Here is a 14,585-nt window from a genome sequence, read left to right on the forward strand (position 1 = left end):
CACCGCTTACATGTCGATCTAATGTAAGCATCGCTCACTCAATGTGATCGATGCTTACATCGCCGTGGAAAGGCCTCCAATGTCCGCCCTGTTCTCGCCCCTCACGCTTCGCTCCGGCGCGGTCCTGCCCAACCGCATCGCCAAGGCCGCGATGGAGGAGGGCATCGCGGGCGCGGGACAGGCCCCCGACGGGCGGACCGTCGAGCTGTACCGCCGCTGGGGTGCCGGCGGCACCGGCCTGCTCATCACCGGCAACGTCATGGTGCACGCGGAGGCGCTGACCGGCCCCGGCGCGATCGTCCTCGACGCCGGGTCGCCGCTGCAGCCGTTCCGGGCCTGGGCCGCGGCCGCCAAGGAGAACGGGGCGAGCATCTGGATGCAGATCAGCCACCCCGGCAGGCAGATCCAGAAGGACATGCCCGGTGTCGTGTGGGGTCCGACCGCGAAGTCCGTCGATCTCGGGAACGCGCTCTCCAACCGGTTCGCCACCCCCGTCGCGATGACCGGCGAGCAGATCCGCGCCACCGTCGCCCGCTTCGCCACGACGGCCCGTCGGGCGCAGGAGGCCGGATTCGACGGTGTCGAGGTGCACGCCGCGCACGGGTACCTGCTGTCGCAGTTCCTCTCGCCGCTGGTCAACACCCGCACCGACGAGTGGGGTGGCTCGCTGGAGAACCGCGCGCGACTCCTGCTCGACGTCGTTCGCGCCGTGCGCGCCGAGGTCTCCGAGGAGTTCGCCGTCGCGGTCAAGCTCAATTCCGCCGACTTCCAGCGGGGCGGCTTCGACGCCAGCGACGCGCAGGCCGTGATCGCGATGCTCGCGCCGCTCGGAGTGGACCTTGTGGAGGTCTCGGGCGGCAGCTACGAGAGCCCCGCCATGACCGGCCGTTCCACGGATCCCGCCGCGGACGGCCGCCCCGGCGACGCCCGCAGCGTCGCGCGCGAGGCCTACTTCCTCGAGCTCGCCGCCGATCTCGCCGTCACCAGCGAGGTCCCGCTGATGCTCACCGGCGGCATCACCCGCCGCGAGACGGCCGACGCGGTCCTCGCCGAGAACGTCGCGGTCGTCGGGATCGGCACGGCGCTGTCGGTCACGCCCGACCTGCCCGCCCGCTGGCGCGCGGGGGAGGGCGCCGTCCGTGCCCTGCGGCCCGTGACGTGGAAGAACAAGCCGCTCGCCTCGATGACCTCGATGGCGCAGGTGCGGTACCAGCTGCGCCGCATGGCCGCCGGGAAGGATCCGCGCCCGGGTGTGCTGCCGGGCGTCGCGCTGGTCCGCGATCTGGTCGTCGTGCGGAAGGCGCTGGGACGGTACCGGCGGTGGCTCGCCGACCGGCCGGCCGACGGTGCCGCCCTCGGCGCCGCGGTCGCGTCAGGGCAGTAGCGCGACCGAGCCCGTCGTGCGGCGCGACTGCAGGTCCGTGTGCGCGCGCCCGGCCTCGGCCAGCGGATAGGTCGCGCCGACGGTGAACGTCAGCGAGCCGTCGCGCAGGCCGTCGAGGACCGCGCCGCTGCGCCGCGCGAAGTCCTCCGGCGTCGCGACGTGGTGCGCGAGCGTCGGGCGTTGCACGAACAGCGACCCGAGCGGGTTGAGGCGCTGCAGGTCGAAGGGCGGCACGGGGCCGGAGGCGGCACCGAACAGCACGACGATGCCCTTGTGTCGCGTCGCGAGCAGCGAGGCCTCGAACGTGTCCCTGCCCACGCCGTCGTACACCGCTGCCACGCCCGCGCCGTCCGTCAGTTCGCGGACGCGGGCGGCCACGTCGTCGGAGTACCGCAGCACCTGCCAGGCGCCGGCCTCGCGCGAGAGCCGCTCCTTCTCGTCCGTCGAGACCGTCGTGATCACGCGGGCGCCCAGTGCGGTCGCCAACTGCGTCACCAGCAGGCCCGTGCCGCCCGCGCCCGCGTGCACCAGCACGGTGTCGCCCGCCTGGACCGGGTGCGAGTCGTGGGTCAGGTAGTGGGCGGTCATGCCCTGCAGCAGGACCGACGCCGCGACCTCGGGGGCCACCCCGTCGGGCACCGCGACCGTCCGGTCGGCCGGCACGGTTACGAGCTCGGCGTACGATCCGGGCCCGTCGCACCAGGCCACCACGTCGCCCACGGCCCGGTTCGTGACGCCCGCGCCCAGCGCGACGACGGTGCCCGAGCCCTCGCTGCCCGGGATGTACGGCAGCGCGGTGGGATACATGCCCTCGCGGAAGTAGGTGTCGATGAAGTTCACGCCGATCGCGGACGTGCGGACCAGAACCTGGCCGGGGCCGGGCACCGGATCCGGCGCCTCGCCGTAGATCAGGACTTCGGGGCCGCCGTGTTCTGTCACTGTGATCGCGCGCATGCCTCCTCTCTACCGCACGGGGTGTGGCAGGGTCGACGGGGCCGCCGAAATCCCGGCCGCGCCCCACGATCGAGGAGTCCCATCCGTGCGTTCCCTGGTGTACTACGTCGCCGTCTCGCTCGACGGCCGGATCGCCGGCCCCGAGGGCCAGTTCGACTTCTACCCCGTCGACGAGGAGTACTCGCGCCAGATGAACGAGGAGTGGGGCGACGGCCTGCCGACGGGCCTGCACGAGGCGCTCGGCATCACGCCGCCGCGCACCAAGTGGGACACCGTCGTCATGGGCACCACGACCTACCGCATCGGCTCCGACGCGGGCGTGAACGATCCGTACGCGCACCTGCGGACCATCGTCTACTCGCGTTCGCTGAACGGCGCGGACTTCCCGGAGGTGGAGATCGTCGCGGACGATCCGGTCGCGCACATGCGTGCGCTCAAGCAGGAGGACGGCGGCGACATCTGGCTGTGCGGCGGGGGACGCCTCGCCGCGACGCTCGCGCCGGAGGTCGACAGGCTGGCGCTGAAGATCTACCCGGTGACCGCGGGCGACGGGATTCCGTTGTTCGCGGGCGGCTTCGCGCCGCAGCAATGGAAGCTGGTCTCGCACCGCGTGTTCGACATCGGGGTGATCCTGGCGCAGTACGAGCGCGCCTGAGCCGGGCCGGTCGCGCCTGAGGGGGCTAGTGCTCCAGCGCCCGGTAGCCGGCCATCCGCTCGTGGTGGCCCGGCGCCGTGGTGGCCTTGCTGACCAGCTCGCGGTCCCATTCGGAGGTGTCGAGGCCGGCCTTCTCGGCCGCGTCCTTCGCCTGCGCGGGGTTCGCTACGATCTGGTCGCCCATGATCCCGTCGCCGCCGACGAGGGTGATGCGCACGCCCTCCTCGCCCATGTTCTGGAGCACGGCGCTCGCACCGTCGTGCTGGGCGGCGAAGCGCTTCAGGCGGGAGACGACGTTGCCGGGTGCCTGGTCAGTCATGCCGCCAGCTTATCGGGCGTGACGTCGGAGGCGCGCAGCACCCGCGCGTGCATCAGCCGGTAGAGGATCGCGGTCTCGGCGATCACCGACATCGCGCCCGCCACGTGCAGCACGACGAGCAGCGCCGGGACGCCCGTGAAGTACTGGACCACGCCGATGAGCGACTGCGCCGCGACCACGGCGAAGACGATCTTCAGGCGGCGCCGGACGGCCTCGCTCGACGGTCCGCGGACCACGAGCACGGCGACCCACACGAGGATCGCGACGTACGCCGCGACCAGTAGTCCGTGGGTGAGCGAGAGTGCCGGGATCGACACGTCGAGTCGATCGATCGCCTTGGGGTTGGTCCGGTCGCCCGCGTGCGGGCCGGCGGCGGTGACGACCACGCCCGCCGCGAGGACGAGGGCCATGACGACCGCGGAGAGCGCCACCAGTCGCCGGGCTCCCGCGGGGGCGGCCTCGATCTCGACGCCGTCGTCGGGTTCGCCGACCTTGGCGTACAGCGTGGCGGCGATCCACACCATCGCGCAGGAGACCAGCATGTGCGCGCCGACGACCCACCAGCGCAGGCCGGTGAGCACGGTGATGCCGCCGAGGATGCCCTGGGCGAAGGTCGAGAAGGGCAGGATCCAGGCGTAGACCAGGATCTCCCGGCGGCGGCGGGCGCGGGTCACGGCCAGGACGATCGCGATCGACGTGGTGACCACGATCCACACCGCGATCTGCCGGTTGCCGAACTCGATGGCCTGGTGCCACCACGGGACCTCGTCCTGCGGGATCGGCAGCAGGGAATCGTCGAAGCACTTGGGCCAGGTGGGACAGCCCAGGCCCGAGCCGGTCACGCGGACCACTGATCCGGTGACGGCGATGAGCGCCTGGGAGAGCAGCGCGGCGAGCGCGAACCGCTGCTGCGCCTTCACGCTGGGGAGCGGCAGGCGGTCGACGAGGCGCAGGAAGAGCTGGTACACGCCGATCATCGTACGTGGGTGCCCCTCGGCTACTACGGCCTGTAGTGGTTAACCGGTGAACCGGAAGAGCCGGACGGCCGCCGCGGAGCCGACGACGCCCCACGCCGCGAGTACCGCCACGCCGAACCAGTCGACGGCGCCGAGCGTCGCGGCTCGGGCCAGCGCCTCGGTCAGCGCGCCCGACGGGGACAGCCGCGCGAGGACGAGCACCGCGTCCGGGACGTGCTCGCGCACGACGACGAGGGAGGCGATCGCGCCCATCACGAACCACAGCAGGTTCGCCAGCGCGAGCACGACCTCGGCCTTGAGCGTGCCGCCCAGCAGCAGGCCGAGTGAGGCGAAGGCGAAGACCCCGAGCGCGAGGATCGGCACCCACAGCAGCAGCCCGACGGGCTCGGGCCGCCACTGCAGCGCGAGGCCGATGCCGCCGAGGATCACGGCCTGCAGGATCACCACGATCACCACGGCGAGGGTCTTGCCGCCGATGACGCCCCAGCGCGGCAGCGGCGTCGCCCCGAGGCGCTTGAGCGCGCCGTACCGCCGGTCGAAGCCGACGGCGATGGCCTGCCCGGTGAACGCCGTCGACATCACCGCCACCGCCATCACGGCCGGAACCAGGGAGTCGATGCGGGTCGCGTCGCCGCCGATCGGCAGCACCGCGAAGCCGACGAGCAGCGCGATCGGGATGAACATGGTGAGCAGCAGCTGCTCGCCGTTGCGCAGCAGGAGCGTGAGTTCCATGCGCGTCTGCGCGGCGAGCATCGCCGTGGGGCGGGCCGCCTCGGGATTCGGCAGGAAGGTGCCGGGGGCGAATCGGGGCTCGGTTCGGGTCACGTCATCCCCTCAGGTCGCGGCCGGTCAGATCGAGGAAGACGTCCTGCAGGGTCCGCGTGCCCACCCGCAGGTCCGTCAGCAGCGCGCCGTGCGCGGCGAAGTGCGCCGCCGCGTCGGCGATCACCGTGGGCGTCACCTCGGCGCCGCGCACCACGTAGACGGAGCCGTGCGCGTCGGTCGCGTCCACCGTCGCGGTGAAGCCCGGGCCCAGCCGGGCGGCCAGGGCCGCGGGGTCCAGGCCCGACGGTGCCGTCACCCGCAGCTCGTGCTCCGCGCCGTGCCGGGTGAGCTCCTCGGGCGTCCCGTCGGCCACCGCGCGGCCGCGGTCGATGATGACGACGCGGTCGGCGAGCGCCTCCGCCTCGTCGAGCAGGTGGGTGGTGAGCAGCACGGTGACGCCGTCGCGGCGCAGCGCGGCAACGAGGTCCCAGACCAGCAGTCGCGCCTGGGCGTCGAGGCCGGCGGTGGGCTCGTCGAGGAACACCAGCTCGGGGCGGCCGACGAGTGCGCACGCGAGGGACAGCCGCTGCTGCTGGCCGCCCGAGAGTCGGCGGTAGCCGACGTTCACCACGTCGGTCAGGCCCAGCGTGGAGAGCAGCCAGTCGGGGTCGAGGGGGTTCGCGGCGTACGCGGCCACCAGGCGCAGCATCTCGCCGGTCTTGGCGCCGGGGTAGGCGCCGCCGCCCTGCAGCATGACGCCGATCCGGGGCTTGAGGCGGGCGGCGTCGGCCACCGGGTCGAGGCCCAGGACCTCGATGCTGCCGGAGTCGGGGGAGCCGAAGCCCTCGCACAGCTCGACGGTGGTGGTCTTGCCGGCGCCGTTGGGCCCGAGCAGGGCGAGAACGCTGCCGCGCTCCACGGTGAGATCGAGTCCGTCGACGGCGACGACGTCGCCGAATCGCTTGGTGACGGAGGTCGCGGACAGTGCGGGCACGGGTAGTCAGACTACTCGGCCGCGACGGCGGCGCCGTTCGCGGTGGCGGGGCAGCTCGAAGGCCAGGTAGACGGCGAGCGCGACGATGACGACGGTGGACATGCCCGCCTTGGCGATCACGTAGGGCTCGATCTCGCCCCCGTTGGGCATGAGCATGACGGAGATGACGCTGGAGACGATGACCGCGGCCAGGCGGAAGCCGGGCGCGGTGGCCCACGCGGCCAGCGGCACGATCGCCCACAGCAGGTACCAGGGCTGCACGACGGGGAACAGCAGCACGAGCGCCGCCATCGAGATGCCGAGCGAGCCCACGGGGTGGATCCGGCCGGAGAGGGTCGCGATGAGCATGCGCAGCACGATCACGGCGGCGAGCGCGGCGGCGATGGGCCGCGTGATGGCGAGGATCGCCGTCGTGTGGTCGCCGAGGCCCAGCAGCACCCCGACCTGGCCCGTGCCCAGGCCCAGCACCGTCGGGATGGACAGCCACGAGCGGACCTTGTTGGCCGTGCCCAGGGTGCCGGCGTCGAGCCAGCCGTAGCCGAGCCCCGTCGTCTGGCAGACCGCGACCACGACGATCACCAGGACGACGACCAGGAAGCCCGCGGAGGTGGCGAGGGCGACGATTGTGCGGCCGGCGTTCGGTCTCCATTCGGCGAGCGCGGTGCGCCAGTCGCGCAGCCGCCCGCCGATATTGGGGAAGCTGCCGCCGAGGCGCCGGGCCAACGCCATGCCGATGAAGCCGAGCGCGAGCACGGAGGTGATCTTGATCAGCCCGGACAGGGCGATCATGGCGGCCCCCGCGGTCAGCAGTCCACCCGCCGCGGTGGGGGTGACACCGTCGAGGAACGGGCGCCCCGAGTCGATCGCGCGCAGCGCCCACTCCATGCCGACGAGCATCATCCCGAGCATGAGTGCCTCGTTGTGGATGCCCGCGATGAGGTGGAAAATGACCAGCGGATTCGCGGCGCCCAGCCACAGCGCGGCCACCTCGTTGACGCCGCAGCGCCGCGCGAGCCGGGGGAGTGCCCACACGATCATCGCCACGCCGGCCAGGGCGAGCACGCGGTGCAGCACCACCCCGGCGACGATGTTCTCGCCGGTCAGCCAGGTGATGCCGCGGCCGAGGTAGAGGAAGAGCGGGCCGTACGGGGCGGGGGTGTCGCGCCAGATGTTGGGCACCGAGCGGGTGAAGACGTGGTCGATGCCGAGCGCCGCCGCCGGCCCGATCCTGTACGGGTCCAGCCCGCGCGCGGTGATCTCCGACTGCGCCAGGTAGGAGTAGACGTCCTTGCTGAACATCGGCGGCGCGAACAGGAACGGCAGGACCCACAGGGCGAGGATCCGGTCGAAGCCGCGGCGGGTCAGCCGGCGCGGTGGCGCGGGTTCGGCGTGCGCGTTCGGGTTGAGGTAGCCGATGGTGTACCTGCGCAGCAGCACCCACGCGATCATCAGCATGGCCGTGCCGACCATGGTCACCGTGAGGGCCGTCGACTGCATGCGGAACATGAGGCCGATCAGCCGGCGCCCGGCGATGGGGTTCTGCACCACGGGGAACGAGCCCACGCCCAGCGCGCCGAAGGCGATGAGCACGGCGCCGACGCCGCCGAAGGTCGCGATGGTGCGGACCGTCCGCTTCTCCTGGGCATTGAGGTCCGGGTACTGCTGCTCGTCGGAGTGCAGGCGGTTCACGGTGCCGCCGGGGCCGCTCGCTGCGATGCCCGGCGGTGCCCCTCCGGGCTTGCTCAGGCCGAGGTAGTCCGCGAACGTGCGCACGGGAGCGGGGAGAGAGGGGGTTGCGCGCACGTCCGCAAGAGTAGACGGTGCCTCGCGGGCTCCGCGGCGGACCGGCGCTGAGCTTAGCCTGACCTTGCTGGAAGTACCGGGCGAATTAAGAAACAATCGTGTTGTGAAATACGAGCAGCACGAGGCGCACGCCTCGACGGCCCAGCGTGACGGGGACACCCGCGACGCCGTGGTCGGGCTGCTCATGAACCGGGGCCAGGCCACCGCGGCCGATATCGGCGAGGCCCTGGGTATCACGACGACCGCCGTGCGCCGCCATCTCGACAATCTGCTCGAGGCGGGCGACGTGACGGTCGCGCCACCGTCGGGCCTGGGTGGCCGCGGGCGGGGACGTCCCGCGAAGGAGTTCCTGCTCACGCCCTCCGGGCGGCGGCGCCTCGGCCAGGGTTACGACGCCCTGGCGGTCGACGCCCTCCGCGCCCTGCGCGAGGTCGGCGGCGAGGAGGCGGTGCGCACCTTCGCGCGGCGCCGGGCCGAGCAGGCCATCGGCACCATCAGCCCCACCGAGTCCGCGGACCCGGTGGACGGTGCCCGTAGGATCGCGGCGTCGCTCTCGGACGCCGGATTCTCCGCCGATGCCCGAGAAGTGGGCAACGGCGTCCAGATCTGCCAACACCACTGCCCGGTGTCGGAGGTCGCATCCGAGTTCCCCGAACTGTGCGAGGCCGAAATTTCGGCGATCGAACAGGCGTTGGGAACTCATGTACAGCGTTTGGCCACCATCGCCAATGGTGACCGCGCCTGCACCACCCACGTGCCCCTTGAGCGCGTGGTCCGCGAGCAACCCGCTAAGGAGCTTCGATGACAACGGTCGAGAACGGTCCGCTGTCCCAGGAGGAGACGATCGCGTCCCTGGGAACCTACGGCTACGGCTGGCACGATTCCGACGCCGCCGGCGCCTCGGCGCAGCGCGGCCTCTCCGAGGCCGTGGTCGCCGACATCTCGGGCAAGAAGAACGAGTCCGAGTGGATGCTGCAGCAGCGCCTCAAGGCCCTCAGCATCTTCGAGAAGAAGCCGATGCCCAGCTGGGGCAGTGACCTCGACGGCATCGACTTCGGCAACATCAAGTACTTCGTGCGCTCCTCGGAGAAGCAGGCCGAGTCCTGGGAGGACCTGCCCGAGGACATCAAGAACACCTACGACAAGCTCGGCATCCCCGAGGCGGAGAAGCAGCGCCTCGTGGCCGGCGTCGCCGCGCAGTACGAGTCCGAGGTGGTCTACCACTCCATCCGCGAGGACCTGGAGGAGAAGGGTGTCATCTTCATGGACACCGACACCGGTCTGCGCGAGCACCCGGAGCTCTTCGAGGAGTACTTCGGCTCGGTGATCCCGGCGGGCGACAACAAGTTCTCCGCGCTGAACACGGCCGTGTGGTCGGGCGGCTCGTTCATCTACGTGCCCAAGGGCGTCCACGTGGACATCCCGCTGCAGGCCTACTTCCGGATCAACACCGAGAACATGGGCCAGTTCGAGCGCACCCTGATCATCGTCGACGAGGACGCCTACGTGCACTACGTCGAGGGCTGCACCGCGCCGATCTACAAGTCGGACTCGCTGCACTCCGCGGTCGTCGAGATCATCGTCAAGAAGGGCGGCCGCTGCCGCTACACGACGATCCAGAACTGGTCGAACAACGTGTACAACCTGGTCACCAAGCGCGCCAAGGCCGAGGCCGGCGCCACCATGGAGTGGATCGACGGCAACATCGGTTCCAAGGTCACCATGAAGTACCCCGCCGTGTGGATGATGGGCGAGCACGCCAAGGGTGAGGTGCTCTCCGTGGCCTTCGCCGGCGAGGGCCAGCACCAGGACACCGGCTCGAAGATGGTGCACTTCGCGCCGAACACGTCGAGCAACATCGTCAGCAAGTCGGTCGCCCGCGGCGGCGGCCGGGCGAGCTACCGCGGCCTGATCCAGATCAACAAGGGCGCGCACGGCAGCAAGTCCACCGTGAAGTGCGACGCGCTGCTGGTCGACACGATCTCCCGCTCGGACACGTACCCGTACGTCGACATCCGCGAGGACGACGTGACGATGGGCCACGAGGCCACCGTGTCGAAGGTCTCCGACGACCAGCTGTTCTACCTGATGAGCCGCGGCCTCACCGAGGACGAGGCCATGGCCATGGTGGTGCGCGGCTTCGTCGAGCCCATCGCCAAGGAGCTGCCGATGGAGTACGCGCTCGAGCTGAACCGCCTGATCGAGCTTCAGATGGAAGGGTCCGTGGGCTAGTGACCAACACACTCAACGAGGCCGTCGAGGCCCACCCCGTCGCCAACAAGGGCGAGCTGTTCACGTCCTTCGACGCCGCGGCCTTCGAGGTCCCCAGCCACCGCGACGAGGCGTGGCGGTTCACCCCGCTGCGTCGCCTCAAGGGCCTGCACGACGGGTCCGCCCAGGCCGACGGTGCCGTGACCGCCACCGTCGACGCGACGCCCGAGGGCGTGCGCTTCGAGACCGTCGCCAAGGGCGATGAGCGCCTCGGCCAGGGCGGCACGCCGTTCGACCGTGTCGCGGCGCAGGCCTTCACCTCGATGACCGAGGCCGTCGTGCTGACCGTCGCGAAGGAGACCGAGGTCGCCGAGCCCGTCTTCGTGCGCATCGCGGGCCCCGGCGAGGGGAAGACCGCCTTCACGCACATCCAGGTGCGGCTCGAGCGGCACGCCCGCGCCGTGGTCGTGCTCGACCACACGGGCTCGGGCACGGTCGCCGAGAACGTCGAGGTCATCCTCGGCGACGGCGCCTCGCTGCAGATCATCGACGCGCAGGACTTCGCCGACGATGCCGTGTGGGTCACCCAGCACCACATCCGGGTCGGCCGCGACGCGCACGTCAAGCACTTCGCCGTGCAGCTCGGCGGTGAGCTCGTGCGCATGACCCCGCGCGTGCAGTTCGACGCCCCCGGCGGCAACGCCGAGATGTTCGGGCTGTACTTCGCCGACGACGGCCAGCACCTCGAGCAGCGCCTGCTGGTCGATCACTCGGTCCCGAACTGCAAGTCGAACGTCGTCTACAAGGGCGCGCTGCAGGGCGATCCGTCGTCCAAGCTGCCCGACGCGCACACCGTGTGGGTCGGCGACGTGCTGATCCGCGCCGAGGCCGAGGGCACCGACACCTTCGAGCTCAACCGCAACCTGGTGCTCACCGACGGTGCCCGCGCCGACTCGGTGCCGAACCTGGAGATCGAGACCGGCGAGATCGCCGGCGCGGGCCACGCCAGCGCCACCGGCCGCTTCGACGACGAGCAGCTGTTCTACCTGCGCTCGCGCGGCATCCCGGAGGACGAGGCCCGCCGCCTGGTCGTGCGCGGCTTCTTCCAGGAGCTGATCGACCGGATCTCCGTCCCCGAGCTGCGCGAGCGGCTCGCCGCGGCCATCGAACACGAACTCGCCACCGCCGGCGTCTAAGACTGATAAGGAATCGAATTGTCTACCTTGGAAATCCGCGATCTGCACGTCAACGTCGTGCAGGCGGACGAGACCGCCGAGCCGATCCAGATCCTCAAGGGTGTCGATCTGACGATCAACTCCGGTGAGACCCACGCCATCATGGGCCCCAACGGCTCCGGCAAGTCCACGCTGAGCTACGCCATCGCCGGCCACCCCAAGTATGAGGTGACCCAGGGCTCCATCACCCTCGACGGCGAGGACGTCCTCGCGATGACCGTCGACGAGCGTGCCCGCGCCGGCCTGTTCCTCGCGATGCAGTACCCCGTCGAGGTGCCCGGCGTCTCCATGTCGAACTTCCTCCGCTCCGCCGCCACCGCGGTGCGCGGCGAGGCCCCCAAGCTGCGGCACTGGGTCAAGGAGGTCAAGGAGGCGATGGGCGAGCTGTCCATCGACGCGCAGTTCGGCGAGCGCTCGGTCAACGAGGGCTTCTCGGGCGGCGAGAAGAAGCGCCACGAGATCCTGCAGCTGGGCCTGCTCAAGCCGAAGTTCGCCATCCTCGACGAGACCGACTCCGGCCTCGACGTCGACGCCCTGCGGGTCGTCTCCGAGGGCGTGAACCGCTACGCCGAGCGCGAGCACGGCGGCATCCTGCTCATCACGCACTACACCCGCATCCTGCGGTACATCCACCCCGAGTTCGTCCACGTCTTCGTGAACGGCCGGATCGTGGAGTCGGGCGGCTCCGAGCTGGCCGACGAGCTGGAGGAGAACGGCTACGTGCGGTTCACCCAGGCCGTGGGAGCATGACGACGAAGACCTTCGACGTGACGGCCGTGCGGCAGGATTTTCCGATCCTCGCCCGCACGGTCCGTGACGACAAGCCGCTGGTCTATCTGGATTCCGGCGCGACCTCGCAGCGGCCGCGCCCCGTGCTCGACGCCGAGTGGGAGTTCCTCACCACGCACAACGCCGCCGTGCACCGCGGCGCGCACCAGCTGGCGGAGGAGGCCACCGACGCCTACGAGGACGCGCGCGCCGCGATCGCCGAGTTCGTGCGGGTCTCGCTCGACGAGCTGGTGTTCACCAAGAACGCGACCGAGTCGCTGAACCTGGTGGCCTACACCCTCGGCGACGACCGCTCGGCCGACGTCCTCGGCGGGCACCGCCTGCGCGAGGGCGACACCGTCGTCGTCACCGAGCTGGAGCACCACGCGAACCTCGTACCCTGGCAGGAGCTGTGCCGCCGCACCGGCGCCACGCTCAAGTGGTACGGCGTCACCGACGACGGCCGGATCGATCTCGACTCCCTGGAGCTCGACGACTCGGTGAAGATCGTCGCGTTCACGCACGCCTCCAACGTGACCGGCGCGATCGCGCCGGTGCCCGAGCTCGTGGCGCGGGCCCGCGCCGTCGGCGCCCTCGTGGTGCTCGACGCGTGCCAGTCGGTGCCGCACAGCCCCGTCGACTTCGCCGATCTCGACGTGGACTTCGCCGCCTTCTCGGGCCACAAGATGTACGGCCCGTCGGGTGTCGGCGTGCTGTACGGCAAGCGTGAGCTGCTGGCGCAGCTGCCGCCGTTCATCACGGGCGGCTCGATGATCGAGACCGTCACCATGGAGGGCTCCACGTACGCTGCGCCGCCGCAGCGCTTCGAGGCCGGCGTGCCGATGACCTCGCAGGTCGTGGGCCTCGGCGCCGCCGTGAAGTACCTCGGCGGGCTCGGCATGGTCGACGTCGCCGCGCACGAGCACGCCCTGGTGGGCGCGGCGCTCGACCGGCTGGACGCGATCGAGGGGCTGCGGATAGTCGGCCCCACCGACGACCACGAGCGCGGCAGCGCCGTCTCCTTCGTAGTGGAGGGGATCCACGCCCACGACCTCGGGCAGGTGCTCGACGACGAGGGCGTCGCCATCCGCGTCGGCCACCACTGCGCGTGGCCGCTGCACCGTCGGTTCGGCGTGGCCGCCACCGCCCGCGCGTCGTTCGGCGCGTACAACACGATCGCCGAGGTGGAGGTGCTCGCGGACGCGATCGTCAAGGCTCAGAAGTTCTTCGGGGTGATCTGATGCGCATGGAGCAGATGTACCAGGACGTGATCCTGGACCACTACAAGCACCCGCACGGCCGCGGGCTGCGCGAGCCCTTCGAGGCCGAGGTGCACCACGTCAACCCCACCTGCGGCGACGAGGTGACCCTGCGGGTGCACCTGTCCGACGATCACGAGACCGTCGTCGACGTCTCGTACGACGGCCAGGGCTGCTCGATCTCGCAGGCGTCCACCTCGGTCCTCACCGACCAGGTGATCGGCGAGCCCGTCGGCGAGGTCCTGAAGATGCTGCAGTCCTACACGGAGATGCTGCAGTCGCGGGGTCGGGTCGAGGGCGACGAGGACCTCATCGGCGATGGCATCGCCTTCGCCGGCGTCTCGAAGTACCCCGCGCGCGTCAAGTGCGCACTGCTCGGCTGGATGGCGTTCAAGGACGCGCTGTCCCAGATCATCGACTCGGAGGAGAAGACGGCATGAGCGAGAACGCTGCTGAGGCCGCCGGTACCGCGGCCGACCCGGCGCAGGCCGGCGACAACCCGCTGAACCTGCCCACCCTGTTCGACGTCGAGGAGGCCATGCGCGACGTGGTCGACCCCGAGCTGGGCATCAACGTGGTCGACCTGGGCCTCGTCTACGACCTGCGGGTCGACGACGATGCCGCGGTCACCATCGACATGACCCTCACCTCGGCGGCCTGCCCGCTGACCGACGTCATCGAGGACCAGACCCGCGCCGCGCTGGTCTCGTCCGGCCTCGCCACCGACGCCAAGATCAACTGGGTCTGGATGCCGCCGTGGGGCCCGGACAAGATCACCGACGACGGCCGCGAGCAGTTGAGGGCTCTGGGCTTCACCGTCTGACGAAACGACCTCCTGGACTGCATACCTGCAGTTCAGGAGGTCTTTTCGTGGTCGACGGGGCTGCTCTGCCTGCGCCGGATCGACGAATGCGGTTCACGTCGGTGGCGCGCACCGTTGATTCCGCTGCTCGACAGCGAGGTCACGATCCCTCGATGCCGTCGTGGGCGAGCCTGAGGAAGTCGAGGACGAGTGCGTTCGCCGGCAGTGTGTACAGGAGCGTGATCTGGGCGTGGGGGACTCGTCGCCCTGGGATGTACTTCACGTGGGGGTGGATGTCGAACTCGGCCGTGGTGGCGGAGGTTATTCCGAACCGAATCTTATCTCCAGCTGACAGGCTTGGTAAGGGGTTGACCAGCAGGGATGCTGTGGTGGACATGTCCGTCACGAGGTCGTAGTTTGGCGGTGGGACGGTGCCCAGCAGCGGGTGCACAACCACAC

16 protein-coding genes are annotated in these 14,585 nt (G+C 70.6%); 9 read left to right on the forward strand and 7 right to left on the reverse strand.

The window, feature by feature from the left end:
• The first annotated feature begins 79 nt into the window (after positions 1-79).
• Complete coding sequence (locus ACNAYW_RS10830) at positions 80-1,384, forward strand: NADH:flavin oxidoreductase/NADH oxidase family protein (protein ID WP_415849696.1); 1,305 nt, start codon at positions 80-82, stop codon at positions 1,382-1,384.
• Here ACNAYW_RS10830 and ACNAYW_RS10835 read toward each other — a convergent pair.
• Positions 1,373-2,338 (reverse strand): quinone oxidoreductase family protein, encoded by a 966-nt coding sequence (locus tag ACNAYW_RS10835; RefSeq protein WP_415849697.1) that lies wholly within the window; start codon positions 2,336-2,338, stop codon positions 1,373-1,375. The genes ACNAYW_RS10830 and ACNAYW_RS10835 overlap by 12 nt on opposite strands.
• An 85-nt stretch (positions 2,339-2,423) precedes the next feature.
• Here ACNAYW_RS10835 and ACNAYW_RS10840 point away from each other — a divergent pair, with 85 nt between their 5' ends.
• On the forward strand, positions 2,424-2,993 hold the full coding sequence (locus ACNAYW_RS10840; RefSeq protein ID WP_415849698.1) for a dihydrofolate reductase family protein: 570 nt from the start codon (positions 2,424-2,426) through the stop codon (positions 2,991-2,993).
• A 25-nt stretch (positions 2,994-3,018) separates the two neighbouring features.
• Here the strand turns inward: ACNAYW_RS10840 and ACNAYW_RS10845 are convergent, their stop codons facing one another.
• Genes ACNAYW_RS10845 through mptB form a run of 5 tightly spaced genes read right to left on the reverse strand, consistent with a single transcriptional unit; the run spans position 3,019 to position 7,851 of the window.
• On the reverse strand, positions 3,019-3,312 hold the full coding sequence (locus ACNAYW_RS10845) for a hypothetical protein (RefSeq protein ID WP_415849699.1): 294 nt from the start codon (positions 3,310-3,312) through the stop codon (positions 3,019-3,021).
• Positions 3,309-4,289 carry a COX15/CtaA family protein gene (locus tag ACNAYW_RS10850; protein WP_415849700.1) on the reverse strand — a complete coding sequence of 327 codons (981 nt, stop codon included), beginning with the start codon at positions 4,287-4,289 and terminating at the stop codon, positions 3,309-3,311. Before ACNAYW_RS10850 ends, ACNAYW_RS10845 begins: the two co-directional genes overlap by 4 nt.
• A 39-nt stretch (positions 4,290-4,328) precedes the next feature.
• A complete protein-coding gene (locus ACNAYW_RS10855) occupies positions 4,329-5,114 on the reverse strand; it encodes an ABC transporter permease (protein WP_415849701.1) in 786 nt (261 codons plus the stop codon).
• Between the two features lies 1 nt (position 5,115).
• Positions 5,116-6,048 (reverse strand): ABC transporter ATP-binding protein, encoded by a 933-nt coding sequence (locus tag ACNAYW_RS10860; RefSeq protein ID WP_415849702.1) that lies wholly within the window; start codon positions 6,046-6,048, stop codon positions 5,116-5,118.
• 6 nt (positions 6,049-6,054) lie between these two features.
• Complete coding sequence (mptB, locus tag ACNAYW_RS10865) at positions 6,055-7,851, reverse strand: polyprenol phosphomannose-dependent alpha 1,6 mannosyltransferase MptB (RefSeq protein ID WP_415849703.1); 1,797 nt, start codon at positions 7,849-7,851, stop codon at positions 6,055-6,057.
• 103 nt (positions 7,852-7,954) lie between these two features.
• Between mptB and ACNAYW_RS10870 the strand changes: the two genes are divergently transcribed.
• The 7 genes from ACNAYW_RS10870 to ACNAYW_RS10900 are packed head-to-tail and all read left to right on the forward strand — an operon-like array spanning position 7,955 to position 14,147.
• Complete coding sequence (locus ACNAYW_RS10870; RefSeq protein WP_415849704.1) at positions 7,955-8,656, forward strand: helix-turn-helix transcriptional regulator; 702 nt, start codon at positions 7,955-7,957, stop codon at positions 8,654-8,656.
• Complete coding sequence (sufB, locus tag ACNAYW_RS10875; protein WP_415849705.1) at positions 8,653-10,083, forward strand: Fe-S cluster assembly protein SufB; 1,431 nt, start codon at positions 8,653-8,655, stop codon at positions 10,081-10,083. The genes ACNAYW_RS10870 and sufB overlap by 4 nt, the downstream gene beginning before the upstream one ends.
• Positions 10,083-11,258 (forward strand): Fe-S cluster assembly protein SufD, encoded by a 1,176-nt coding sequence (gene sufD / locus ACNAYW_RS10880; RefSeq protein ID WP_415849706.1) that lies wholly within the window; start codon positions 10,083-10,085, stop codon positions 11,256-11,258. Before sufB ends, sufD begins: the two co-directional genes overlap by 1 nt.
• Before the next feature lie 18 nt (positions 11,259-11,276).
• Positions 11,277-12,047, forward strand: a complete 771-nt coding sequence (sufC, locus tag ACNAYW_RS10885) for a Fe-S cluster assembly ATPase SufC (RefSeq protein ID WP_415849707.1) — start codon at positions 11,277-11,279, stop codon at positions 12,045-12,047.
• Positions 12,044-13,306, forward strand: coding sequence for a cysteine desulfurase (locus tag ACNAYW_RS10890; RefSeq protein WP_415849708.1), 1,263 nt, complete (start codon positions 12,044-12,046; stop codon positions 13,304-13,306). The genes sufC and ACNAYW_RS10890 overlap by 4 nt, the downstream gene beginning before the upstream one ends.
• Complete coding sequence (gene sufU, locus ACNAYW_RS10895; RefSeq protein ID WP_415849709.1) at positions 13,306-13,764, forward strand: Fe-S cluster assembly sulfur transfer protein SufU; 459 nt, start codon at positions 13,306-13,308, stop codon at positions 13,762-13,764. Before ACNAYW_RS10890 ends, sufU begins: the two co-directional genes overlap by 1 nt.
• A complete protein-coding gene (locus tag ACNAYW_RS10900; RefSeq protein ID WP_415849710.1) occupies positions 13,761-14,147 on the forward strand; it encodes a metal-sulfur cluster assembly factor in 387 nt (128 codons plus the stop codon). The genes sufU and ACNAYW_RS10900 overlap by 4 nt, the downstream gene beginning before the upstream one ends.
• 139 nt (positions 14,148-14,286) lie before the next feature.
• Here the strand turns inward: ACNAYW_RS10900 and ACNAYW_RS10905 are convergent.
• A partial coding sequence (locus ACNAYW_RS10905) for a hypothetical protein (RefSeq protein WP_415849711.1) occupies positions 14,287-14,585 on the reverse strand: 299 nt, incomplete at its 5' end.

This window comes from Tsukamurella ocularis (genome assembly GCF_965138335.1).
GTDB lineage: Bacteria > Actinomycetota > Actinomycetes > Mycobacteriales > Mycobacteriaceae > Tsukamurella > Tsukamurella ocularis_A.